Origin of the sequence: Bacillus sp. JJ1609, from assembly GCF_036967045.1 — a bacterium.
Lineage (GTDB): Bacteria > Bacillota > Bacilli > Bacillales > Cytobacillaceae > Mesobacillus.
The window spans coordinates 359,080-382,520 of sequence record NZ_JBALSS010000006.1 but is presented as its reverse complement, the minus strand read 5'-3'; the positions used below and the strand labels follow the sequence as shown (position 1 = coordinate 382,520).

Below are 23,441 nucleotides of genomic sequence, written 5' to 3'. Positions count from 1 at the left end.
CCGCGGAAAGCGAAGCGCCTGGAACGAAAATCAACAGCCTTGTTTAACAGAGCCTTACATTTAAAATTAAAATTCATTAGTCCGGCATTTCAAGTATAATGAATACTATTCAGTTTATGCATATGATGATTCATTGCGAGAATCCTATATATAAGTGGAATAATAAAAAATAAAAGAGGTTAATACATGAGCGAAAAAAGTTTTGAGGATTACAATTTAAGCGATGAAATTAAACGGGCACTCAGTGTGCTTAAATATGAAAACCCCACTGAGGTTCAAACAGAAGTAATTCCATTAGCATTACAAAATCAGGACCTTGTCGTGAAATCCCAGACAGGAAGCGGAAAGACGGCTTCATTCGGGATTCCGATCTGCGACATGATTGAGTGGGAAGAAAAGTTGCCGCAGGCTTTGATTCTTACCCCTACCAGGGAGCTTGCTGCTCAAGTCCGCGAAGACATCACGAATATCGGAAGATTTAAAAGGATCAAAGCGGCGGCTGTTTATGGGAAAGAACCGTTTTCTAAACAAAAAGAAGAGTTGAAGCAAAAAACGCATGTCGTTGTTGGCACCCCTGGCCGTGTGATTGATCATATCGAAAGAGAAACGCTCCTTCTGGACAAAATTAAATATCTAATCATCGATGAAGCAGATGAAATGCTGAACATGGGGTTTATTGAACAAGTTGAATGGATCATCGAACAACTTCCACAGGACAGAGTGACGATGGTATTCTCTGCTACCCTGCCTAAGGATGTCGAAAATCTTTGCCATCAATATATGAAGGAACCTGTTCAAATCCAAATTGCCTCTACTGGTGTGACAACGAGTACGATTGAACATTCATTGATTGAAGTAAAGGAAGAAGAGAAAATTGCGCTGCTTAAGGACATTACAGTTGTTGAAAACCCTGACAGCTGCATTATTTTTTGCAGGACGAAGGAGAATGTCGACACCGTCTACGCTCAGCTTGACGCAGCCAATTATTCGATTGAAAGGCTTCATGGCGGGTTAGAGCAGGAAGATCGGTTTGCAGTGATGAATGGTTTTAAAATGGGCAATTTCCGCTATCTTGTCGCCACTGATGTTGCCGCAAGGGGAATTGACGTCGATAATGTATCGATCGTCATCAACTATGACGTTCCGATGGAAAAAGAAAGCTATGTCCACCGCACAGGCCGGACGGGTCGCGCTGGCAACAAAGGAAAAGCGATTACGTTCGCTACACCTTATGAAGGGAAATTCATCAAGGCAATCGAACGATACATCGGCTTTGAAATTCCTGTGGCAGATGCGCCGAGCAAACAAGAGGTTGCCAGCAACCAGGCTGCTTTCGAAGAAAAAATCGGCGGCCGCCGTGTCGTCAAAAATAACAAAACTGCCCGAATCAACCAGGGAATCACGAAGCTTCATTTTAGCGGCGGGAAAAAGAAGAAGCTTCGCGCAGTAGACTTCGTGGGAACGATCGCAAAGATCCCTGGAGTAACCGCAGATGATATCGGCATCATCACCATCCACGATACGATGACATATGTGGATATCCTGAATGGAAAAGGCTCGTTGGTTATCCAGGCGATGGAGGATGCAACCATTAAAGGAAAGAAGCTTAGAGTGAGCAAGGCGATTAAATAGGGCTCGAATTGAAGATCAATGTGAAAACACACTTAATAGGAACCATAAGAAAGGACGATTATGCCAGCCATAATCGTCCTTTTCATTTATCTATTTTTGACAGACAATAATTTCGCGTTCGAAGGTGCCTTTTCTCACAATACAACGGTCCGCTATTTTGAAGCCTGCATTTTCGATGATGGAATCAATCGGTTCAATCGTAACGATCACGACTTTATCCGCGAATTCGCGGGTGCTTTGCAGCATCTCGAGCTGCTCTTCTGGCGTAATAACGGAGCACAGATTATATGGCATATCAATAATCGCCACATCATAAAGGCCCGTCACTTCACGGATGTCCCTGAATTTCACTTCCGTCGAATAGCCGAAATGAGCGATATTTTCCCGAGTCCCTGGGAGGATAAGCGGATTGATATCACTGGCGACCATATCTATTCCCATTGACAGGGCTTCAACGACAACCGTTCCAATTCCGCAGCAAGGATCGATCGCCTTTTTTCCTGTCGGGTCGGGAACGGCAATATTCGCGACTGCCCTGGCAACTCGAGTACTTAGTGACGTTGAATAGCTATGAGGCTTCTGCTGGTGATGCAGCCACACTGCTTCACTGCTGTGATATTCACCGAATACCCAGCGTCCTCCTGCATTCATCAGGGCAAACACAAGCTCAGGATTATTCAAATCCGGTTCCCCGGGAATGTGCAGGCCAACTTCACGTTCTATTCGGCGTCTCTCTTTAAAACTAACTTTATCTGGGCCGGTGACTTTTACATATATCACTTTAAAAGTAGAGCCATTTAACTCTAACTGCTTTACCTGCTCAATAAGGTCCTCTAGTTTTTCGCCTTCAAACCAGACGTCCAGGCGACCTCTCATGAACGGGCTTCTGCTCGAGTCTATTTTAATCCTACTTTCAAGAATGCTTGAATCCGTATCCACGCCGAAAAACGAGCGCATTTCCAGGGCACATAACTCTCTTTCTTCATCTGGTAACGCGTAATTATATATATAAGAGCGCGGCTCTAGGTGATTGTAATTCAAACTGGTCCATTCCTTCCTGTATCCATTCCATAACTATACTAGTTTACATGATAAAAGTATCTGGATACAGCTGGGAAGGAAAATAGTGAAGTTGAAGAAAATAGTAAAAATAAAGAAAGGCAGATTACCCGCCTTTCTTCACTACTTATTCTTCTCAATCCAATTTTTGACCAAACGCTTCGGTGCAGCACGCAAATAGGCTTCTTGAATGAGATCACTCAGCTCATCCCAGTTCTCTGACTCCGGATTTTCAATCGAAACCCAGCCATGATGACCTATATATGGGGTTTTGAAAAAATACTCTTTCTGTAGCAATAACGCTTGAGTTTCCCGGTCTGACTTGAAAGACAAGCTGAATCCTTTCGCACTTTCACCTGAAATCACGAACGATTTTCCATTGATTTTAAATGTATTGTGACCGAAACCGTCGATGATTTCTACAGCTTCAGGCAGAGCAAGACAGGTATTGCGCACATTTTCAAGCATGCCTGCCGTTTCTTTTGAGTTCATGATTTTATTCACCTAACTGCAATTCTATTTAGCATTCTCATCGGGTTGGTGAACTCCGAATATATTGCCTTCCGGGTCGAGGTAGTAACCTTGCCACGCCATTCCAGGCAGAGCATGCTTTGGCAGTGCGACCTTGCCTCCATGCTCAAGAATTTTAGCTTCTGTTTGATCGTAATTTTCCACTCCCATTGTACATGCAAATCCATTCATAGCTTGATTTGCTTCCGGAGGGTTACCTTTCCGCTGCATCAAAGCACCATTGATCCCAGGTTCTTTCTCATCGCCAGTCACTGCTCCATAGTACGGCATTCCCGCATAGTCACTCCAATCCTGAAAGGACCACCCGAATACCTCACCATAAAACTTCTTTGCCCGTTCCATATCACTCACATGAATTTCGAAATGAACTAATCTTCCCATGATAACCTCCTAAATTAAATTTAATTTTTTTGCTTCAGTTTAAATTGGTACTTATGTATATCATGAGGCCTTTTTTTATTGAACGGCGAACACATCTTTTTAGTTTCTGTTACAATGATGGTCCCTCTTTATTATAGGGTAATTTTCAGAATAAACATTCAATTTTCATATAAAAATTTGTTTTTTTACTATGCAAAAAGGCAACGCCCTTACGAGAGTTCGTTGCCTTCTTTTTTTAAAAGTAGAACTGATTACAATCACTGCGAAAACAATCTTTCATAAAAAAAGACTCACCCCTTGGGCAAGTCAAGTGCTTGGTACGCGAGCTGATACTTTCCGCCCTCAGCAACCTCAGAATGATATAAGGCCTTAAGGGCCAAGTTTTTCTCTAGTTCATGCTCTTTAATCAAGCTAGTTAAGCGGGTTTGTAGTTCTGGATTTTCTTTGATTAATTGTTTCATTTGCGATTTGATAAATTTCATGAATAGCTACCTTACCCTTCAAAATCGAATAGACCTAAGTATAGCATTAACCATTCATGAATAATTAATAATTTTTCCTAGTCCGTTCAATCCGGCTCGACATGCACATGAACATCATAGATTTCAAATTCGTCTACTAATTTTTTCTCAACTCTCGTGGAAATATCATGCGCACTGCTAATATCCAGGGTGGGGTTCACGGTGATGACAATGTCGACGACGATATTATTGCCATAGCTCCTCGCCTTTAAATCCTTTATTCCTTTTACGCCAACAACATCGCATATAGTTTCTTTATATTCCTTGATCAAGGCAACATCAAATCCGTCTGTAAGCTGGTGCGAAGCTTCACGGAAAATGTCCCAGCCTGTTTTTAAAATAAGAACGCCTACAACAAAAGCTGTAACAGGATCCAGCCAAGGTAACCCAAATTGTGATCCGATAATACCGACTGCGGTTCCGATACTCACCCAAGAATCAGACAAATTATCTTTAGCAGCGGCCATAACGGAATGGCTCTTTATTTTAAGAGCAAGCTTGCGATTGTATCGATAGACAAGGTACATAACCAGTGCAGCAAATAAACCTGTCCAGGCAGAAATGAGATCTGGCGCTTCATTTCCTCCTTCAAAAATCGAAGTGACCGCGCTGTATAACACCTGTAGCCCAACAAGAATCATAATAAAGGACGCGACCATCGAAGCGACCATTTCTGATTTCCAATGCCCGTATAAATGGTCTTCATCTGCCGGCTTTTGCGACAGCCGCAATCCGATTAATACGGAAACGGACGCCAAAATATCTGTTGTATTATTCAATCCATCGGCCATCAATGCTTCTGAGTCACTGATATATCCGACAAACAATTTTAACGCGGACAAAATTATGTATGCAGCAATGCTGATGATTGCTCCCCGCTCGCCTAATTTCAAATTTTGATAACGTTGTTCATCCATGCTTAAATCCTCCAATCAACTGCTAAAACATTTTAACAATCGATATATGTGTGGGTCTACAGCAACCTTTTTACCTTCATCCATGTTCGTGATAGTTGCGCAAAATTGTTTCCTTTAGGAAACAATGAGAAGCTTAAAACAATACTCTGTTTTACTTGTCTGATTTCCGCTCCATTCAACAGAAAATCAACATGACCGTTAACAAAACAAAAAACACACCAAACAAGTTATGTTTAGTGTGTTCCAAAATTTTATTTTAGTTCCATAATAATCGGTAAAATCATCGGTCTTCTGCCAGTCTTGCTATATAAGAACGGATTAACTACGTCGATTACTGCTTTTTTAAGACTTGACCAATCTTTCGTGCCGCTGGCCAGTTCAGTAACGATTTTATCCGTAATGACCTCTTCAACATTTTTCATAAGGTTGCCTGATTCTCTTACATAGACGAACCCTCTTGTTACGACGGTTGGCTTGTTGACAAGCTGGTTTTTCTCACGGTCGATCATCATCGTGACAATGACGAGTCCATCCTGTGAAAGCACTCTTCTATCCTTTAAAACAATGTTTCCGATGTCTCCGATGCCGCTTCCATCAACATAAACAGGCTGAGCAGGGACTTTTCCGCCGACCTGGCCGCCGTCAGCAGACAGTTCAAGAACATCTCCATTGTCTAAAATAAAGCAATTTTCACGAGGGATGCCGCATTGTTCAGCCAATTTCACATGCTGATCAAGCATGCGATACTCTCCGTGAATCGGGATGAAATACTTCGGATTCAACAACTTGATCATCAGCTTCTGCTCTTCTTGCTTCCCGTGACCTGAAGTATGGACTTCACTGATTTTATGGTGAATGATTTCAGCACCGATGCGGTGAAGCTTATCTATTACGCGGTTAACACTAATCGTATTGCCTGGAATCGGTGAAGATGAGAACACAATCGTATCTCCCGGAATGACTGAAATTTGGCGATGTGTTCCATTGGCGATTCTTGCAAGTGCCGCCATCGGTTCCCCCTGGCTTCCCGTACAAATAATGGTAAGCTCATTGCTTTGAGCCTGTCCGATTTCATTGATGCTGATGAAAGCCTCGTCCGGCGCCGTGATATAACCAAGGCGTCTGCCAATCTCAATCGTTTTTTCCATGCTGCGGCCGACAACGGCCATTTTACGGTTATGCTTTAATGAAGACTTAACAACCTGCTGGATGCGGTCGATGTTCGACGCAAATGTGGCAAAAATAACCCTGCCATCCACAGTCTGAAAAATATCCTCAATCGCCTCTCCGACTCTTTTTTCCGAAACGGAGAAACCAGGAACTTCAGCGTTTGTGCTGTCGGATAATAAGCACAGCACGCCTTCACTGCTGACTTCCGCGATTTTTTGAAAATCAGTTCCCTGTCCAACTGGAGTCAAATCAAACTTGAAATCACCTGTGTGGACGACATTTCCCTCTGGAGTAGTAACAACCACACCAAATGAATCCGCGATACTGTGGGTCGTACGGAAAAAGCGGACTTTAATATTCTGGAACTCCACCACGGTATCGTTGTTGATTTGATGGAACGTAACGCCTTTTATTTTATGCTCTGTAAGCTTTGATTTAATTAGTTCTACTGCAAAATCACCACCGTAAATCGGTGCCTTCACTTCCTGCAGCAAAAATGGCAATCCGCCAATATGGTCTTCATGTCCATGTGTAACAAAAATTCCGACAAGCTTGTCCTGGTTCTGTTTTAAATACGTGTAATCCGCGAGCACATAATCAATCCCGAGCAAATCATTGTCCGGGAACTTAATTCCGCAATCGACGAGTACCATTTCATTTTTATATTCAATTACATACGTGTTCTTACCGATCTCACCAAGTCCGCCCAAGGCGAAAATCTTAAGATCCTTTTTTAGTTTCGTTTCCATAATTCAGCTCCTGTTTATATTTATGCCTGTATCATCAATTCCCACTGGAATCTTTTTAATGAAGAATAGTGAGGAAATTTAATGGAGAAAATAGGGGTTTAAGTCCTTAAAATATATCACAATTTGGGCAATTCAACAAATAATGATATACCGTTTGTAGATGCGACGTTTTTTAATGGGGAAAAGTTGCTGAATTTTAGGTAATTTTTAGCAGAGCACATGAACTTGCTTTGTTTGAAACGGTTGTTGGAGAGCTTTTCTCCTTCTTTAAATCATTTTTCTCCCCGTTGAGTAAGTTACAGTTTGATTTTTCAAGGTGATTTTCAGATTTTCAGCTTTCTATATAGCCGAATTGATGATTTCAACAGTTGAATTGAATTATTCACCAGTTAGAATCGTTTTTTCACCAGTTGAATTGGTTTTTTCACCAGTTGGAATCGTTTTTTCACCAGTTGAGGTTATTTTTTTACTTGTTGCGGGAGATTGGTATTCAAGGGGTGATTTATCGCTAAGCAGATTTCTTTAATTTCAAACGAAAAAAACACCGAATAAACTGATTCGATTCGGTGTTTCCTGTTCAAGTATTAATTTGATATTCCAGTAAGAATCAAGTCCCACACCACATCGAATTCCTGACTGATCGTGGGTGATGCCCATTCTTTCGCATGTGCGGGATGATGGAATTTAGCTGTTGCGTAAAAAACCGCAGCTGCCATGTCTTTGGCATCCTTTGTCTTGAACTCTTTATTTTCAATGCCTTCTTCAATAATTGGTACGATTTGTCCGATTAAGTCTTCTATATGTGCTGAAATCACTTCAACTGATTCTTCTGCAAGTGTTGTGTACATGGAAAACAGCTCTGGATCTTCTTTTACTAAATTGTGTTTAATGCTAATCAGCGTTTCCACCCAAAAATGCAGGCGTTCCGTCGAAGAGCATTGCTTTTCAAAAACAGTCTCCAATGGTGTAATAATTCTGTGCAGCCATCTTTTCGCTACAGCCTCGCGCAATGATGCTTTACTCGGATAATGTCGGTAGATTGTGCCGTGACTGACACTCAGGGATCTGGCAACATCAACGACACTTGTTTTTTCAGGGCCAAATCTGCGCAGTACTTGTTCCGCTGCATCTAAAATGGCGTCCTTTGTTAAAGCCTGATCTGACATCTTCTTTACTCTACCCCCAGCATACCCATTTGTTCGGCTGCATAGCGGGTTCCAGCTACTGCTTCAGCGGGAACAGCAGCTTCGATTTCCTCAAGGTCAGCTGGGCTCAATTCAAGGTCAACCGCACTTAATGCATCCTGCAGCTGCGAGCGTTTCCTTGCACCGATTAACGGGATGACATCCTCCCCGCGTGAAAGAACCCAAGCAATAGCAAGCTCTGCCACAGTAGTACCTTTCTTTTCAGCCACTTCCCTTAAAGATTCTACTAATGCCAAGTTTTTATCCAGATTTTCGCCCATGAAGCGTGGAGCGAATGAACGGAATTCAGGTGCGCCCTGGCGATCCTTTGACCATTTCCCACTCAACAGACCGCGTGAAAGGACTCCATATGCTGAAAGGGAGATACCCAGTTCCCGTAAGGTTGGCAGGATTTCTGCTTCTATTCCGCGGCTGAACAGGGAGTATTCGATTTGCAGCCAGCTGATTGGATGAACAGCATGTGCACGTCTGACTGTTTCGGCATTTGCCTCAGATAAGCCAATATTTTTTACGTAACCTGCCTTCACCATATCAGCAATGGCACCTACAGTTTCTTCAATCGGCACATTAGGATCCACACGTGCTGGCTGGTAAAGATCGATGTAATCCACCCCTAAACGCTTTAATGTATACGCAAGTGAATTCTTAACAGCCTGCGGACGATTATCCACGCCAAGCCAGCTGCCATCAGGAGAACGCAATACACCGAATTTGACAGCGATGAATGCCTGGTCGCGCTTACGTCCCTCGAATGCCTCACGGAGCAATAATTCGTTGTGCCCGACACCATAGAAGTCTCCTGTATCAAACAAAGTAACTCCTTTTTCCATTGCTTCATGGATCGTAGCGACGCTTTCTTTTCGATCAGCAGCGCCATATAAGTCTGACATACCCATGCAGCCAAGTCCCAGAGCAGAAATAGTTGAATCTGTTTGTCCAAGTTTTCTATATTTCATATGGTTCATTACCTCCAGTTCAATATGGATTCAGTTTAACAAATCGACCGAATAATGACAAGTGACAAATTTCAATATTTGTCACTTGTTGCATAAAAAAACCTTACTACGTTAAGTAAGGTTTCCATATTAAAGTAATTTTAGGCGTGATAGTCGTTCCCACAAGTCATTTTTTATAAATATTCCTAAACGTCCTCGCCTGCTAATCTAACTGGCTGGCAGCACTTCAGATGTCATGGAACCTAGCTAAATTTAAAAAATAAGCCACCCATTTATTAAGTAGGATTGTTTGATATATAGTACTTATTTTACCTTCGCTACGATCTTCCCTTTAACATGGCGTTCTGCTAAACGTTCTAATGCTGCAGGAACCTCCTCGAGTTGAATTACTTCTTTTAGCATGGAGGTTAGTTTGCCTTCTGCCATCAGGCTGAGCATGGCATCTCCCATAACTGCAAGGTCTTTCTCAGCTTTGAAGCCGCCGTGTTGATAAGCAGCACCCAGTGCGATTTCATGATAAGAAGGTACTTTTGTAAACCCAGGAATTTTTGTGAATTCAGGTGGACCAGAGATATAAACAATGTGTCCCATATAGCCAAGCATGTCCAGTGAAGCTGTCGAGCTTTGTCTGCTTACAGCATCAACCACTGCGTCGACACCAACGTCTTCTGTAATCTCCATGACCTGCGCAACAACATCTTCATTTGTGTAATCAATGACATAGTCGGCTCCTAATGACTTAACATATTCATGATTGGAACTGGACGCTGTGGAAATAACCGTTTTACCAGCAAGCTTGGCCAATTGGACGCCGAAGCCTCCTACCCCGCCGGCACCGCCATGGATGACGATTGACTCAATTTGATCTAAAGGAAGCTTTCTGTAGAGTGCCTGGTATGCCGTATATCCTGCTGTAGGGATTGCGGCGGCATCTTCAAAGCTGATTTCCTCAGGAATGCGGGAGACAGCATGAGCCATTGCGATTGTGTACTCAGCGTATCCGCCTTTTTTAGTAAGGTTGCCATGGTATACTACTCTGTCACCTTTCTTCCATTGAGTGACACCATCACCTGTTTCAGCGACCACGCCTGCTACATCAAGCCCAAGGACATGAGGGTACGTCCAATTCGGATTGCCGTTGGTGGCAGTTTTATAATCAACAGGGTTCAAGCCGACTGCATGAACCTCAATCAATAATTCACCTTTACCTGGCTGTGGTGTTTGAATTTCTTCGACCTTCATTTCTTTCCAAAGGCCTTTTTCATGTAAAAGCAATGCTTTCATCTATTTGTCATCTCCTTCGAAAACTAGTTCTACCTAACAAGGTTTATAATATATACTGAACCACATCATAACAAGGCACCATATGGAAACCTGGAAGATTCAATCATGAAACTGTTATACGAACAATACGATTGCGCGATTGATCTGGTCATCGACCTGATCGGCGGCAAATGGAAGGTTCTTATCTTATGGAACTTGAATGAAGGAACCAAACGCTTCAATGAGTTTAAAACCTCACTGCCTGGCATTACACAAAAAATGCTGACCCAGCAGCTGAGAGAACTGGAATATCACGGTCTAGTCGAATGGACTTCATATGAAGATCATCGCGTGGAATACGCCACGATTGACCTCGGAAAAAAATTACAGACCACCTTATTTGAGATGTGCAAATGGGGCGACCAATATGCTCAACAGAATGGAATCAGCATGAACAAATGCTGGACCTCCATCGATTTTATGAAATCCTAAGTGCCCTCCTTTTTATTGAATATACACGTTACCAATAGCGTTATTCACGATGATTCCGAGTTCCATTATGATTTTATTGAGGATCATTATGAATGATAGTTGCATTTCATTTTAACCTGTGTTAATTTGTATATGCAAATGATAAAAGGCGAGGGATTGAAGATCATGAACCAAGAAGAAGAAGTTCTCATTCATTGTTTATACTTTACGGCCAGCCGATTTGCGCGAAATATGACAAAAATGGCTGAACAGAGCTTCGATTTTGGTGATCTTGCGCCTTCATATCTCTATATGATCATGGTCGTGAAATTCCATCCGGAAATCACACAAAAAGAGCTGTGCCACAAACTATCGATCGCACCTTCCACAAGCACGAGATTCATTGATAAGCTTGAAAAGTTAAAGCTTGTCAATCGGAAGGTCCATGGCAAACAAACGTTTATCTCTTTGACTGAAGATGGGGAAAAAGTGTACACACAGTTCCGTCTCTCATTAAAAGAGCTTTTCCATAGTTATTCAGAGATATTAGGACGAGAATTCAGCCTGGATTTAAGTAAAATGCTTCACGAAGCGAGTGTCAAATTGGAAAAAGAACTATAGTTCTTTTTTTTAACCTCTCATTTGCATGTACAACTGTTTTTCCATTCACCCATTTATATGTACAATTGATTCGTTATTTTTTTACCCTATCATTTGTATGTACAAATAATAAAACAAAAAGGAGTAATCACAAATGAAAACTTTAGTAATCGCAGCACATCCAAACATAGAAGGTTCAACAATCAATAGTACCTGGGTAAAAAGGCTTCGCAAAGAAGAAGGCGAAATAACGGTACATGAATTGTACGCAGCATATCCAGATGGCAAGATTGACGCAGAACGTGAACAACAGCTGCTTCTTCAACATGACCGGATTGTCTTCCAATTTCCGTTCTACTGGTACAGCAGCCCTTCATTATTAAAAGAATGGCAGGATGTTGTCCTCGCGTATGGCTGGGCATATGGTTCACAAGGAACAAACTTACATGGGAAAGAGTTTATGCTGGCCATTTCCACAGGCGGTCCAGAAGCAGCCTACCAGGCCGGCGGCTATAACCAATACAGCATGAGTGAACTGACAAAGCCGTTCCAGGCGATGTCCAATCTAACAGGCATGCGTTTTCTTCCATCCTTCACAATTCAAGGAGTACGGATGCTTAACGAAGATCAGGTTATAGAATCAGCTGAAGAACTTGTAAACCATATACTAAAACACTTTTAAATTGCGATGAGGCTGACCAAAATAAGGCAGCCTCACTTTTTCATATTGAACCAACCTCCTATTCCCTTTCAAAAAGAAAAACCGTTTTCCGCACCCGCCTTCTATTGAACATCCTCTTCTTTAATCCTGCACATTGAATTGTTTACCAGCCAATTCTAAAGGCTAAATAGGACCTATAGATGTTATCGATTTCCCTTTTATGGAATAACTATTTAAAAGGGATTTTTAGAGAGAAGGTGCATGAAAGTTGGGACGTTTCATTTTAAATTTAATCGCCACCACTGTAGTGGTAGCCGTCAACGTGCTTGCCAACATTTTACCGATCAATGGGCAGACGACCGGAGAGATTTCGAACAAGCTGGAAGTGCTGTTCACTCCTGCTGGATACGTGTTTGGCATCTGGGGCTTGATTTATTTTCTGTTGTTCATCTGGACTTTCATGCAGTTTCCCGCTTCCAGACGTGATTTGCCGATTTATAAAAAGGCCACACCATTATATGTATTGAGTTCTGTCCTTAACATCTCATGGATACTTTTATGGCATTATGAATACTTCCTATTAACCGTGATGGTGATGCTTGGCTTGCTCCTCACCCTGATTGCCCTTTACCATACGATTAAAAAGGAACAGCCCTCGTTTTGGGAGATTGTGCCTTTTTCCGTTTACCTTGGCTGGATTAGCGTCGCAATCATTGCTAACATCAGCTACTACCTAAAATCTATTGGCTGGGATGGGTTGGGCATATCAGATATAGTCTGGACCATTATTATGCTGATTGTTGCAGCCATTCTGGCGACTGCATTTTTACGAAAAAATGAAGACCCTATTTACCCGCTCGTTTTCATTTGGGCGCTGGTGGGGATTGGTGTTAAAAACGCCGAAAGCCATCATTCGGTCAGCTATTTTGCCTATTCTTTAGCAGCTGTAATCCTTATTGTCATCATGATCAATAAACCCATCATTAAATCCTATTTTAGTCATCAAAAGTAAGCCTGATCCAGCAGCATGGTCAGGCTTTTTTTATAAAAGATTACACATTTACAACTATGGATATTTTAAATAATAATCCAAAACTTCTAGAAAACTGCTCTTATCCTTCCAGATTAAACTATAATGAACATATCAGGAGGATGTGATGTGGATACATGAATAGACAGGACTGCGTCTGGATCCTGAATGAATGGGACATTATCGAAGCGCGCTCCCAGGGAAAAAACGCAGCAAAGGAACTCGGTTTCAATTCATCAAACCAGGCTAAAATAGCCGTTACAATAAGTGAATTGGCCAGGAATATATACAAATATGCCGGAAAAGGCCAGATCTACATCTCCTCTATCCACACTGGTGACAAAATAGGCTTGCAGATTACCGCAGCCGATCAAGGACCAGGCATGGACATTTCAAAAGTTATGATCGATGGATACACGACTTCGGGCGGTTTAGGGTCCGGCCTCCCGGGTGCGAAAAGGCTGATGGATGATTTCACCGTCCAATCCTCTCCGGAAGAAGGTACAGTCATTACCGCTACTAAGTGGCTGCAGATTAACCCTGGAAAAGGAGCCTGATCCGCTTCATTTTTGCGACTCCATCCCTAAAAGAAAAATAGCCTAATCCCTTCTGCGGATTTGGCTATTTTTTATCCAAAGTTTTTCTGGTGTTCTTTTTTCATCCTAAGATACTCTTCATCCGTCCTAGCCAGCTTCCATTTATCCATGAAAATCGCTGCGGACTTCGCTTTCACCGGGTCAATTTGGCGTTCCTTCACCTTGCCGTCTTCAGCATACTTCCTGCCGCCCTTATAATTCGTGTAACGCCGGGCTCGTGTATAGCCCATTTGCAGGAACTTCCGCGCCATATCCATGCCGACGAAATCCTCCTTATCTTTATAATCGAGAAACATCTGATAGATTTTTTCAGATGACACCGTGGCGATATCCGGAGACTTGAAACGCCAGTGTGGCAGAATCTCGCTTTTATATGGCTCAACAAGCAACACACCCTGTTCGCCGCGGCCGACCCTGTACAGTTCCGGCTGCTTCCGAAAATCAATTTTTTCAAAATTAAGGTCATAATCAAATGCCATACTACCAGTCCTTTTTCCATTGTTTTACCCGACTGAAAGAAATTCTAACAAGCCGATGTGTCACAATGAAAACCTCAAATGAATAAGCTGTATAGGCATGAGTCTAATGGTGAAGGTGGTACAAGAATGGTAAAGTTTCAGTTTTTCAGCGGAATCGTGACCAATATCGATGATTTTTTTACAACGGCCAATGATCAATCGGGCTGTTACAAGCTGATGTCTGTAGATAACGGTACGGGCAGCAGCGTAAATTTCGTGATAGAACCAGATACTTACTTTGTCGATCAAGCGATGGTGAGAGTTGGCGACCGGGTGACCGGATACTATGATGCGAATGCTCCGGTCCCTCTCATTTATCCGCCGCAATATCGAGCGCTTGTCATGGTAAAAGAAACCCAAAATCAAAATGTAAAAGTCGATTTTTTCAACCGCCAGCTGGTCAGCAGTGATGGCATGCTAAAGCTGAACCTGGCACCAACGACAAGATTAAGATTAAAAAATGGCCAGCAGTTCACCGGCAATCCCGCAAACCGCAATCTTATCGTGATTTACGGTCCATCGACATTCAGCATTCCGGCGCAAACGACTCCTTATCGGGTGATTATCTGGTGCTGAGACGAAAGGCAAACGTTCAGCGGAATTCCAAGAAAATGCATTAACACCAAGGGTTCATCGCAATTCAATCAAACGTTTGATTAAAAAACTAAGCAAGGGATTCTTCCCTTGCTTAGTTTTACGATGGCCTATTGAGTTCACCATTAAAAATCCTCCTATCCTGGATTGTCACCCACACTACTATACATATGATTTGTTTACGAATTTTCATTAGCATGGATGTCTGAGTTAAATTAGACTGTTGATTTCCGCTCTAGGTACTCGCTTTCCGCGGGGCGTCCGGTGAGCCTCAACGTCGCGAATGCAGACTTGAGTATATCTATTTATATTTGTTACTTTCTAGTGGTGGCTATAACAATTCCCAGAAACCTGTCGATATATTTACCATCGACTTTACGTAAGTATGATCGGTATATTTCAGCCTCAAAGGAGAATCAACAAGATGCAATCGCTTAAACTCAAGTTAATTAGTATGTCGTTGTTATTGCTCGCCGTTCCTAGTCTTATTATTGGGATCGTTGGATACGTCACGGCCAAAGACAGTCTTAATGAATTAGGCCAGACCAATCTCAAAAACGGTGTAGAGATGGCAATTCAAATGATCGATTCACTTGATCAGGAAGTAAAAGCAGGAAATTTATCATTAGAAGAAGCACAGGAAAGAGTCAAAACGTATCTGATCGGCAAAAAAACCGGAGATGGGAAACGGAAGATTGACAGTCCTGTAGACTTGGGTGAAAACGGGTATTTCCTTGTGTACGATGAACAAGGACTTGAAGTCGCCCACCCGACGATTGAAGGGAAAAATGTTTGGGAAACAAAGGATATTGATGGAAACCTTATCGTCCAAGAACAAATCAAAATTGGAAAATCCGGTGGTGGATTCTATTCATATAAATGGGCTCTACCTGATGATCCGAATAAAGTCGCTGAGAAGATAACCTATAATGAGCTAGAACCAAATTGGGGCTGGATCGTCAGTGCTGGAACCTATAAGAATGATTTCAACGCTGCCGCTACCCATTTGCTGACTTTGCTGGCCATAACACTTGGCGGGGCACTATTGATTGGCAGCATTATCACGTATCTATTTTCAAAGCACCTTGCAGACCCGATCATTGCGATTACAAATCAGGTGAAAGAAGTAGCACATGGTAATCTCGCTATCGAATTAAAAGAGTTAAAACGCAGCGATGAGATTGGCCACTTAGTAACCGGATTTTCTCTGATGGTGAACAGTTTAAAGCAGTTAATCGGTAAGGTAGATGGATCCATATCCGAAATCGGCCTCACCTCTGAGAACCTAAGCGCCATTTCCGAAGAAACAACCGCATCCGGTGAAGAAATCAGCCGGGCGATCGAAGAAATATCCAGAGGTTCCATTCAACAAGCAACCGAAACAGAAGAAACACACCAAGTCACCCTTTTATTAGCTTCACAAATTGAAAGCTTACAATCAAAAAACAAGAATATGTTGTATGCTTCGAAAGATGTGCAGAATTCAAATACAACTGGCCTTGATTCTGTTGAACAGCTTAAAACGACTTCCGAGCACAGTCAACTATTGATCAATGGGGTTCAGGAAGTTATCACCGGGCTTTTAAATAAAGTGAAGGAAATCGAAACCATCCTTGGAACGATCAATGAAATTTCATCCCAGACCAATTTACTTGCATTAAATGCAAGTATCGAAGCTGCTAGAGCTGGTGAACATGGAAAAGGGTTTGCCGTCGTAGCCGAAGAAGTGAGAAAGCTGGCTGAACAAACATCTTCCGCAACAGACAAAGTCCGATCAACACTGACAGGAATAGAAAATGAAACAAGTATCGTTAACAAAGAGATGGAAAAGACAGCTGAGACGGTCAGAGAACAAAGCGATGCCGTAGCAGGTACCGAAGCTGCATTTAACATGATTGCACGCTCGATTGATAAAATTTATGAAGCAATCGAGGAAGTCAATGAAGAAATGCAGGGCCTTACTGCAGTTAAAGAGCAATTCACCACTTCCATTGAGCACATTGCAGCCATCAGCGAAGAAACTGCAGCTTCTACAGAAGAGGTTACAGCATCAGTGGAAGAACAACAAAACGCAATCCAAGTCGTCACACAGTCAGCTACAGCATTAAATGATGAAATTACCGACTTAAAGAACGCGATCAGCTATTTCAAACTATAAGAATTACAAAGGTAACCCCTTTCTCCCAATTACAAAAGGAGGCAGCGTATCCAAGCTGCCTCCTTTTTATTACGCTCTTTTGTACAAAAATCTCTCTTAAACTCCCCTTTAGCTAAATAAGTATCACTTCTAAAACAAAGGATTCTTCCGCACATCCACCCAGTGTTCGGACTGTTCTAGCTCACCAGCTAATTGCAGCAGCAAGTCCTCCCGTCCTCTTGCGGCCATGACCTGAACTCCGACCGGCAGGCCATCTGCTGTATGGTGCAGCGGCATGGACATGGCAGGCTGTCCTGTCAGGTTGGCAAGCTGAGTGAATGGCGTTCTGGCAAGGTTCTTCTGGGCAATCTGGTCAACGATACCTGCCTTCTTCAGCATTCCGCCGAGCCCCATTTTACCGACCGTATTTATGAGGAATTTCTCCGATGCAGATGGCTGCAGTTCACCTATTCGAGCTGGTGGAAAGGCAGTAGTCGGTGTCAGGTAAAAATCATACGTTTCATGGAAGGTTTCCATCTGATGTGCCGCCCTGTCCCATTCCCTGATGCTCAGTACAAATTCCTCCGCTGATGTTGCTTTACCAAGCAGCCCTAACAGCCAGGTTGTTGGCTCAACATCAGCGGGAGTGGCTTTCCTTCCGAGCACTTCCTCCAATGATGCTAAAAGGGCAGCCGTTTCACCAAAGTACATCGTCAAATAGCTCTGCGCGATTTTTTTGCCATCGACCGGCGCATCCTTCTCCTCAACCTGGTGTCCCATCGATTCTAGCAATCTGGCAGTCTTTAAGACGGCTTCCCGGCAATCAGGATCAACCTCCGTCCCGATCGGTGAAGTCACCGAGTAAGCGATCCTTAGCTTTTTACCCAGAGGAGTGCTGAGAGTCTCGAGATAGCTCCCTTCAAATGGTGTGGCATGGAAAGCACCTGCTTTTTCATGGCCATGCAGCTGGTCCAGCATCGCCGCGCTATCACGGACAGTTCGGGTTAACACATGTTCAGCAGATGCACCTTGCCACGCTCGTCCATAATTAGGGCCAACCGGCGTCCTTCCCCGCGTTGGCTTTAAACCGAACAAGCCGCAATAGGCCGCAGGAATCCGAATCGAGCCTCCGCCATCATTGGCACCTGCAATTGGGACCATTCCCGATGCCACCGCAGCAGCCGATCCGCCACTTGAGCCACCTGGTGTATGATCAAGATTCCACGGATTTCGGGTCGGGCCATAATGGGCAGGCTCGGTGTAAGCCACCAGCGCAAATTCAGGGACGTTCGTCTGGCCAAGAAACACTACTCCTGCCTTTCTCAATCTACGTGCATATTCAGAATCCGTTTTTGCCCGGTAATTTAAAAACGCCTTCGATCCAAGTGTGATGGGTTCCCCTTCAATCTCCTGCGAGATATCCTTCAGCAGCATTGGCACACCGGCAAAAGCGCCAGATAGCTGAGCATCCGCCGCCTTGTGCGCCTTGTCATACATCTTGTTAATGACTGCATTCAGTTTCGGATTAAGTGAATCCGTCAACTTGATTGCCTCTTCCACCAATTCCTTCGGCTGCACTTCTTTCTTCTTTACTAGCTCCGCTAGCCCCAGCCCATCATAAGCTTTATAATCAAACCCCTTCATCCGCCTCACCACCGTCTCTTTTTACTATCTATTGTTCTCTAAAGATCGTTAATTTCCTTCTATTAAAAGAGTAGCCCTTCCTTTAAGAGTCAAAAATGTTAAAGATAGATCCCCGGAGAACTGATATCAGCGAAAACCGGTGACTTATAAGCGAATAAACGAATATATAAGCAAAAAGCCATCACCTATAAGCGAAAAAAGAATATATGAGCGAACTGGAAATTCGGTTCATTTTTTCCAGTTCTGTGTACATCAGCGATAAAAACCAAGAAAGACCTTCCACCAAAATCAAGGTCTTTCAAATTAACATTCGTTTTTCAATATTTGCTTAAGCTTCTCCCTATGCTGATCCAGCTCGAATCTAGAGTTATCAACGATCACCTTCGGCAGATTCAAATGCTTTAGGATTTCGAACTCCAATTCCTGTCTCGCCTTTAGCACTTCGATTGTGCCATCAAGCCCATTCAGTTCATTTTCCAAACCGTAGCCTTGAGTAGTGTAATAGTGGACAAACCCGCTGAACCAATCCTCAGATCGTTCGATGACTGCCTTGCGGAATGACTTATCAATGTCCTCCTGTTTGACATACACAAGCAATGGATTGAGATTTCCCACGGCGTCAGCCAGCTTTTTTACATAATGAATTGACGTATCATCCGGAGCTCCATATTTGATCATCCCGATCGTAACCGGGTTCTGAATGAAACAGCACTCGAAAACATAGACCAAGTCATTAGCCTCGGCTTGTTTCGCAAACTCCTCCCAGCTTTCCGCAATCACAGCGATGTTCTCCTCCAACGGAAGCTCGTACACATCCTTTTTAGAAATCTCCTCCAGAAGTTTGTCAGGAAACTCGTCACCTAGTTCCGTTTTTATTTTCATATATGGAAGTAGCCTGCGCCCTCTTTTAACCATCACTTTATCCTGCAAAATCTGACCGAGACTCTCGTTCACTTCAAGAAGATTCGCGAATTCCTCTTCGGTAAAATAAGCTACGCCCTCATAGTCTGCTGGATGATCAAGATTTCCTTCCATATATAATTCAGCCTTCACATTCTGCTCAATAAGAATTTCCTGAATCAGTTTGGCTGTTGTGGACTTCCCTGAACCAGGAAGACCCTCTACTAAAATTAATTTTGTATTCATCTATTTCTCTCCAATAATTTTTCTCCCTATCGATATTCTTCATCATGCTCAAGATTTCCTTCCTAGCCGCAAAAAGAGCCCAATCCACCAAAGGATCAGGCTCTTTTCATAAACAATTAATCTTCCTTCTCTTCAAGTTCTTTAATCAATGCCTTCATTTCTGCAATTTCTTTTCGCTGTGTTTTGATTATCCCGTCAGCTAGCTTTCTGACACGCGGATCCTCGATATTCGCTCGTTCACTAGTCAGGATGGCAATCGAATGGTGCGGAATCATCGCCTTCATCCATGACTCGTCATCAACGGTCGTCTGGCTGCGAACAAGGAATAAGGAAACGACAATGACTAATGCACTGCCCAAATAAATGCCCAGGTTCACCTTCTTATTGGTATACATTTTTTGCATAAAAGCAAGCATGACGATTGCCATTACAGCTCCCATGAGAAGGGCCATGTAAAAATTCGTTTCACTAAAGAAAACATGATCAATACTATACGTATTAAAATACATTAGAATCAGCATAATGATCGTCGAGGTCAAAACCATCAGCCCGAATCTTCCATAATTGTTCTTTACTTGACTTACCTCCTAAATAGTTAATTTAACCTATATTCTTTGTATACCCCACCCACTAATGAATAATCATGGTTTGCTTTCTTAATAATTGGGTAAACACTATTGGGCCGGCCGTATGGAAATACATACCATGATTTTACTGACTTTTCATTCTTTTCTTATTAATTGAATAATTTCAAATAAACTTTCTTTAATTTGAAAATGTATGATAAATCTAGATTTATCAAAGGTTATATGAGGGATTTCCTAATATTGTTTTTGACAATTCATACTATAATCAGTATTCTAGTATAAGAAAATAGGGAGGGAAAAACATGTCAAACCTTAATAAACAGAAAATTGTGGATAGTGTTCCTCAAAAAGGTTTCTTTGGACATCCAAAGGGATTATTCACACTTTTCTTCACAGAGTTCTGGGAGCGCTTTTCTTATTATGGAATGAGAGCGATCCTCGTTTATTACATGTACTATGAAGTATCTAAGGGTGGATTAGGGATTGATGAAACGTTAGCGCTTTCTATCATGTCTATCTATGGATCCCTTGTTTATATGTCCGGTATTATTGGCGGATGGCTTGCTGACCGGATTTTTGGTACATCCAGAGCCGTATTCTACGGTGGAATATTGATCATGCTTGGTCATATTGCGCTAGCAATCCCTGGCAGTGTTTCAATGTTCTTTGTTTCGATGGTCTTGATTGTCATCGGTACAGGTATGCTGAAGCCGAACGTTTCTACCGTTGTTGGTGAAATGTACAGCGAAAAAGACGAACGCCGCGATGCTGGTTTCACGATTTTCTACATGGGTATCAACGCTGGTGCATTCCTTGCGCCGCTAATCGTCGGAGCAGTATCTGATAAGTATAACTTCCACTTTGGTTTCGCAATCGCTGCAATCGGTATGTTCTTGGGACTTGTTGTCTTCATGATGACAAAGAAAAAGAACCTTGGCCTTGCAGGTACAATGGTTGCAAATCCATTGTCACCAGAAGAAAAGAAGAAAACATTCACTTGGATTGGTATTGGAATAGTTGTTCTAGCAATCCTTGTAGCAGTATTAGTTCCAGCTGGACTTTTAACATTCGAAAGCTTTATCAACATTGTTACGATTCTTGGTATTGTTATTCCTACTTTGTACTTTATCGTTATGTACCGCAGCCCTAAGACAACTGAAGTGGAGCGTTCAAGGGTACTTGCTTACATTCCGCTATTCCTTGCGGCTGTAATGTTCTGGGCAATCCAGGAGCAAGGTTCAACTATCCTTGCTAACTATGCGGACAAGCGTACGCAATTGGAATTCGCAGGCTTTACTATTTCACCTGCATTCTTCCAATCATTGAACCCATTATTCATCATTATCTTTGCACCGATTTTCGCAGGATTCTGGGTGAAGCTAGGCGATCGCCAGCCATCAATTCCGAAGAAATTCTCATTCTCATTGATTTTCGCTGGTCTATCATTCCTAGTCATCTTAATCCCTGGTTATTTAACAGGCACAGATGCATTGGTTAGCCCAATCTGGCTAGTCCTGAGCTATCTGATCGTTGTATTCGGTGAGTTGCTGATCTCCCCTGTTGGTCTATCAGCAACAACAAAACTTGCGCCTGCAGCATTCTCAGCACAAACAATGAGCCTTTGGTTCCTTGCAAGTGCCGCAGCACAAGCAATCAACGCGCAAATCGTTAAGTTCTACACACCTGAAACCGAAATGACTTACTTCGGAACAATCGGTGGAGCATCCATCGTACTAGGTATCATCCTCTTCATCCTAGCTCCAAAAATTCAGGGCTACATGAGAGGCGTAAAATAATAAGAAACATCACTTTAACACATTAAAACGCNNGCGTTTTAATGTGTTAAAGACTCTTTAGTCTTCCAATATTTTTCTCTTTTCGGTAGCTGACGAGTGTCATTTTATCGTTAATAACCTTCCGATCTCCTTGTTGTTCGTAACCCATTTTTTCATAGAGATAGCAGTTCCGTTCTTCGGATAGAATGGTGCCGAGCTCCCATGCTTCTGCCTCAGGATACATGAGTTCAAGGCGCGCCATGACCTTCTGAGCGATTCCTCTGTTATGATATTCTTCGCGGATATTGATGATATGGAGCCTCATTAGACCTGGAGTTTTCTGATAGACATTCACACTTCCTGCCAATTGGCCCTCATAGGTGATTTTGTAATAATCCCCGCGCTCAAACCTTGTTAAAAACCTCTCCATGGTTTGCGTCACAGGACTTGTTTCGTGGTCATTGTACTTTTGATAAAGCGGCTTGAACACTTCTTTTTGCAGCTCCAGCAATTCTTCTGCATCATCTATCGAAGCTTTCCAAAGTGATATTGGTGATTTAGCCATTTCGAAAAATAAATCCAGGTAGGCAAATGGAATGAATTCGCCATTGTTGAACATTTCCTTTATTTCTACTTCACTTGCCCATTTCGCGTCCGCAACTTCCTCTTCCTGGAGGCTCAAATCTTCAATCGCGATATTTTGTCTTACCAGCCAGATATCATCGAAGCCGCAAGAGAATTTTACGGTAAACAGCCTTTCCCCGCTAGCGATGTCCAAATCAATTCCGAGCTCTTCCTTTGCTTCCCGGACCGCTGCCATCTCACTGTTGTCCCCTAGAATTGCGGAGCCTGCTGCCGAGCAATCCCACATATTCGACCAGCCCTTTTTCCAAGGCTGCCGCTTCTGGATCAGGAATTCTCCTTTGTCATTCATGATCCAGACATGGACAACGATGTGATAATCCCCATCCTTCATCTCCTGTCCACGTTCATGGATGCGGTCTGTTATTTGCCGGTACTGATCGTATACATTCCATAATTCCACGTGCTCCTGCCCCCAATCGTTCTTTACTTTTCTGTCTATGTAAAAAAGTGGATAGTAAGTATTATACAATGATAATGGGAAAATTTGATAAAGTTTTTCCCCTTTCTTTTCTATAACCTTCTCATTTCACATACCAAGTGATTGTCCATTTTTCTCCCCAGTCATTCACTCGAACCGCCCTCCACCACCGAACCTATAGTATTTATTAACAATTTGGAAGGTGGCTGGGATGAATTATATCGTATAGCTTGGT

Annotated in this window: 24 protein-coding genes; 10 read left to right on the top strand and 14 right to left on the bottom strand. The window is 42.7% G+C overall.

The annotated features are described in order from the left end of the window. Window positions 1-186 precede the first annotated feature (186 nt). Window positions 187-1,632, top strand: coding sequence for a DEAD/DEAH box helicase (locus V7654_RS06485; RefSeq protein ID WP_335429377.1), 1,446 nt, complete (start codon window positions 187-189; stop codon window positions 1,630-1,632). Window positions 1,633-1,722: 90 nt separating this feature from the next. Here the strand turns inward: V7654_RS06485 and V7654_RS06480 are convergent, their stop codons facing one another. The 6 genes from V7654_RS06480 to rnjA form a co-directional block, all read right to left on the bottom strand. Further along, a complete protein-coding gene (locus V7654_RS06480) occupies window positions 1,723-2,673 on the bottom strand; it encodes a TRM11 family SAM-dependent methyltransferase (RefSeq protein WP_438825254.1) in 951 nt (316 codons plus the stop codon). 141 nt (window positions 2,674-2,814) lie between these two features. After that, a complete protein-coding gene (locus V7654_RS06475) occupies window positions 2,815-3,183 on the bottom strand; it encodes an MmcQ/YjbR family DNA-binding protein (protein ID WP_335429376.1) in 369 nt (122 codons plus the stop codon). A gap of 24 nt (window positions 3,184-3,207) precedes the next feature. After that, window positions 3,208-3,603 (bottom strand): VOC family protein, encoded by a 396-nt coding sequence (locus tag V7654_RS06470; protein ID WP_335429375.1) that lies wholly within the window; start codon window positions 3,601-3,603, stop codon window positions 3,208-3,210. Between the two features lie 290 nt (window positions 3,604-3,893). Continuing rightward, window positions 3,894-4,085, bottom strand: coding sequence for a hypothetical protein (locus tag V7654_RS06465; RefSeq protein WP_335429374.1), 192 nt, complete (start codon window positions 4,083-4,085; stop codon window positions 3,894-3,896). A gap of 86 nt (window positions 4,086-4,171) precedes the next feature. Then, window positions 4,172-5,041, bottom strand: coding sequence for a cation diffusion facilitator family transporter (locus V7654_RS06460; protein WP_335429373.1), 870 nt, complete (start codon window positions 5,039-5,041; stop codon window positions 4,172-4,174). Between the two features lie 251 nt (window positions 5,042-5,292). Next, the gene (gene rnjA, locus V7654_RS06455) at window positions 5,293-6,960 is read right to left on the bottom strand and encodes a ribonuclease J1 (RefSeq protein ID WP_335429372.1); all 1,668 of its coding nucleotides are present in this window, start codon (window positions 6,958-6,960) and stop codon (window positions 5,293-5,295) included. A gap of 316 nt (window positions 6,961-7,276) precedes the next feature. On the opposite strand from rnjA, the gene V7654_RS06450 reads away from it, so the two are divergent. Continuing rightward, entirely contained in the window at window positions 7,277-7,486 is a 210-nt protein-coding gene (locus V7654_RS06450) for a hypothetical protein (RefSeq protein ID WP_335429371.1), read from the top strand. 58 nt (window positions 7,487-7,544) lie between these two features. Here the strand turns inward: V7654_RS06450 and V7654_RS06445 are convergent, their stop codons facing one another. From V7654_RS06445 to V7654_RS06435, 3 genes are all read right to left on the bottom strand, one after another. Next, window positions 7,545-8,126 carry a TetR family transcriptional regulator gene (locus tag V7654_RS06445; RefSeq protein ID WP_335429370.1) on the bottom strand — a complete coding sequence of 194 codons (582 nt, stop codon included), beginning with the start codon at window positions 8,124-8,126 and terminating at the stop codon, window positions 7,545-7,547. 5 nt (window positions 8,127-8,131) lie between these two features. Then, window positions 8,132-9,121, bottom strand: coding sequence for an aldo/keto reductase (locus V7654_RS06440; protein ID WP_335429369.1), 990 nt, complete (start codon window positions 9,119-9,121; stop codon window positions 8,132-8,134). 303 nt (window positions 9,122-9,424) lie between these two features. After that, window positions 9,425-10,405, bottom strand: a complete 981-nt coding sequence (locus V7654_RS06435; RefSeq protein ID WP_335429368.1) for a zinc-binding dehydrogenase — start codon at window positions 10,403-10,405, stop codon at window positions 9,425-9,427. A 105-nt stretch (window positions 10,406-10,510) separates the two neighbouring features. Here V7654_RS06435 and V7654_RS06430 point away from each other — a divergent pair, with 105 nt between their 5' ends. The 5 genes from V7654_RS06430 to V7654_RS06410 all read left to right on the top strand — a co-directional run bounded on the left by V7654_RS06430 (window position 10,511) and on the right by V7654_RS06410 (window position 13,703). Further along, on the top strand, window positions 10,511-10,876 hold the full coding sequence (locus V7654_RS06430) for a winged helix-turn-helix transcriptional regulator (protein ID WP_335429367.1): 366 nt from the start codon (window positions 10,511-10,513) through the stop codon (window positions 10,874-10,876). Between the two features lie 165 nt (window positions 10,877-11,041). Further along, the gene (locus V7654_RS06425) at window positions 11,042-11,476 is read left to right on the top strand and encodes a MarR family winged helix-turn-helix transcriptional regulator (RefSeq protein ID WP_335429366.1); all 435 of its coding nucleotides are present in this window, start codon (window positions 11,042-11,044) and stop codon (window positions 11,474-11,476) included. Between the two features lie 133 nt (window positions 11,477-11,609). Continuing rightward, window positions 11,610-12,137, top strand: a complete 528-nt coding sequence (locus V7654_RS06420; protein WP_335429365.1) for an NAD(P)H-dependent oxidoreductase — start codon at window positions 11,610-11,612, stop codon at window positions 12,135-12,137. A gap of 247 nt (window positions 12,138-12,384) precedes the next feature. Next, entirely contained in the window at window positions 12,385-13,128 is a 744-nt protein-coding gene (locus V7654_RS06415) for a tryptophan-rich sensory protein (RefSeq protein WP_335429363.1), read from the top strand. A gap of 155 nt (window positions 13,129-13,283) precedes the next feature. Beyond that, window positions 13,284-13,703, top strand: a complete 420-nt coding sequence (locus V7654_RS06410) for an anti-sigma regulatory factor (RefSeq protein WP_335429362.1) — start codon at window positions 13,284-13,286, stop codon at window positions 13,701-13,703. Window positions 13,704-13,774: 71 nt separating this feature from the next. Here V7654_RS06410 and V7654_RS06405 read toward each other — a convergent pair whose 3' ends face one another. Continuing rightward, window positions 13,775-14,221: a DUF4385 domain-containing protein gene (locus V7654_RS06405; protein WP_335429361.1), complete on the bottom strand. Its 447-nt coding sequence runs from the start codon at window positions 14,219-14,221 to the stop codon at window positions 13,775-13,777. A gap of 126 nt (window positions 14,222-14,347) precedes the next feature. On the opposite strand from V7654_RS06405, the gene V7654_RS06400 reads away from it, so the two are divergent. Together V7654_RS06400 and V7654_RS06395 are read left to right on the top strand one after the other, a co-directional pair. Beyond that, window positions 14,348-14,836: a hypothetical protein gene (locus V7654_RS06400; RefSeq protein WP_335429677.1), complete on the top strand. Its 489-nt coding sequence runs from the start codon at window positions 14,348-14,350 to the stop codon at window positions 14,834-14,836. 403 nt (window positions 14,837-15,239) lie between these two features. Next, the gene (locus V7654_RS06395) at window positions 15,240-17,012 is read left to right on the top strand and encodes a methyl-accepting chemotaxis protein (protein ID WP_438825253.1); all 1,773 of its coding nucleotides are present in this window, start codon (window positions 15,240-15,242) and stop codon (window positions 17,010-17,012) included. Window positions 17,013-17,141: 129 nt separating this feature from the next. Here V7654_RS06395 and V7654_RS06390 read toward each other — a convergent pair whose 3' ends face one another. The 3 genes from V7654_RS06390 to V7654_RS06380 form a co-directional block, all read right to left on the bottom strand. Beyond that, the gene (locus V7654_RS06390) at window positions 17,142-18,635 is read right to left on the bottom strand and encodes an amidase (protein ID WP_335429359.1); all 1,494 of its coding nucleotides are present in this window, start codon (window positions 18,633-18,635) and stop codon (window positions 17,142-17,144) included. A gap of 303 nt (window positions 18,636-18,938) precedes the next feature. Then, a complete protein-coding gene (locus V7654_RS06385) occupies window positions 18,939-19,781 on the bottom strand; it encodes a hypothetical protein (RefSeq protein WP_335429358.1) in 843 nt (280 codons plus the stop codon). Between the two features lie 116 nt (window positions 19,782-19,897). Continuing rightward, a complete protein-coding gene (locus V7654_RS06380; RefSeq protein WP_335429357.1) occupies window positions 19,898-20,326 on the bottom strand; it encodes a DUF305 domain-containing protein in 429 nt (142 codons plus the stop codon). A gap of 344 nt (window positions 20,327-20,670) precedes the next feature. On the opposite strand from V7654_RS06380, the gene V7654_RS06375 reads away from it, so the two are divergent. Continuing rightward, window positions 20,671-22,164, top strand: a complete 1,494-nt coding sequence (locus V7654_RS06375; RefSeq protein ID WP_335429356.1) for a peptide MFS transporter — start codon at window positions 20,671-20,673, stop codon at window positions 22,162-22,164. A 46-nt stretch (window positions 22,165-22,210) separates the two neighbouring features. Here the strand turns inward: V7654_RS06375 and V7654_RS06370 are convergent, their stop codons facing one another. Beyond that, complete coding sequence (locus V7654_RS06370; RefSeq protein ID WP_335429355.1) at window positions 22,211-23,188, bottom strand: GNAT family N-acetyltransferase; 978 nt, start codon at window positions 23,186-23,188, stop codon at window positions 22,211-22,213. Between the last annotated feature and the right edge of the window lie 253 nt (window positions 23,189-23,441).

Coding starts and splice junctions, on each gene's coding strand:
- V7654_RS06380 (WP_335429357.1), bottom strand. CDS start 20,326: ATGGTTTTGACCTCGACGATCATTATGCTGATTCTAATGTATTTTAAT.
- V7654_RS06425 (WP_335429366.1), top strand. CDS start 11,042: ATGAACCAAGAAGAAGAAGTTCTCATTCATTGTTTATACTTTACGGCC.
- V7654_RS06485 (WP_335429377.1), top strand. CDS start 187: ATGAGCGAAAAAAGTTTTGAGGATTACAATTTAAGCGATGAAATTAAA.
- V7654_RS06475 (WP_335429376.1), bottom strand. CDS start 3,183: ATGAACTCAAAAGAAACGGCAGGCATGCTTGAAAATGTGCGCAATACC.
- V7654_RS06390 (WP_335429359.1), bottom strand. CDS start 18,635: ATGAAGGGGTTTGATTATAAAGCTTATGATGGGCTGGGGCTAGCGGAG.
- V7654_RS06375 (WP_335429356.1), top strand. CDS start 20,671: ATGTCAAACCTTAATAAACAGAAAATTGTGGATAGTGTTCCTCAAAAA.
- V7654_RS06440 (WP_335429369.1), bottom strand. CDS start 9,121: ATGAAATATAGAAAACTTGGACAAACAGATTCAACTATTTCTGCTCTG.
- V7654_RS06405 (WP_335429361.1), bottom strand. CDS start 14,221: ATGGCATTTGATTATGACCTTAATTTTGAAAAAATTGATTTTCGGAAG.
- V7654_RS06470 (WP_335429375.1), bottom strand. CDS start 3,603: ATGGGAAGATTAGTTCATTTCGAAATTCATGTGAGTGATATGGAACGG.
- V7654_RS06460 (WP_335429373.1), bottom strand. CDS start 5,041: ATGGATGAACAACGTTATCAAAATTTGAAATTAGGCGAGCGGGGAGCA.
- V7654_RS06435 (WP_335429368.1), bottom strand. CDS start 10,405: ATGAAAGCATTGCTTTTACATGAAAAAGGCCTTTGGAAAGAAATGAAG.
- V7654_RS06420 (WP_335429365.1), top strand. CDS start 11,610: ATGAAAACTTTAGTAATCGCAGCACATCCAAACATAGAAGGTTCAACA.
- V7654_RS06410 (WP_335429362.1), top strand. CDS start 13,284: ATGAATAGACAGGACTGCGTCTGGATCCTGAATGAATGGGACATTATC.
- V7654_RS06395 (WP_438825253.1), top strand. CDS start 15,240: ATGATCGGTATATTTCAGCCTCAAAGGAGAATCAACAAGATGCAATCG.
- V7654_RS06385 (WP_335429358.1), bottom strand. CDS start 19,781: ATGAATACAAAATTAATTTTAGTAGAGGGTCTTCCTGGTTCAGGGAAG.
- rnjA (WP_335429372.1), bottom strand. CDS start 6,960: ATGGAAACGAAACTAAAAAAGGATCTTAAGATTTTCGCCTTGGGCGGA.
- V7654_RS06445 (WP_335429370.1), bottom strand. CDS start 8,126: ATGTCAGATCAGGCTTTAACAAAGGACGCCATTTTAGATGCAGCGGAA.
- V7654_RS06400 (WP_335429677.1), top strand. CDS start 14,348: ATGGTAAAGTTTCAGTTTTTCAGCGGAATCGTGACCAATATCGATGAT.
- V7654_RS06465 (WP_335429374.1), bottom strand. CDS start 4,085: ATGAAATTTATCAAATCGCAAATGAAACAATTAATCAAAGAAAATCCA.
- V7654_RS06430 (WP_335429367.1), top strand. CDS start 10,511: ATGAAACTGTTATACGAACAATACGATTGCGCGATTGATCTGGTCATC.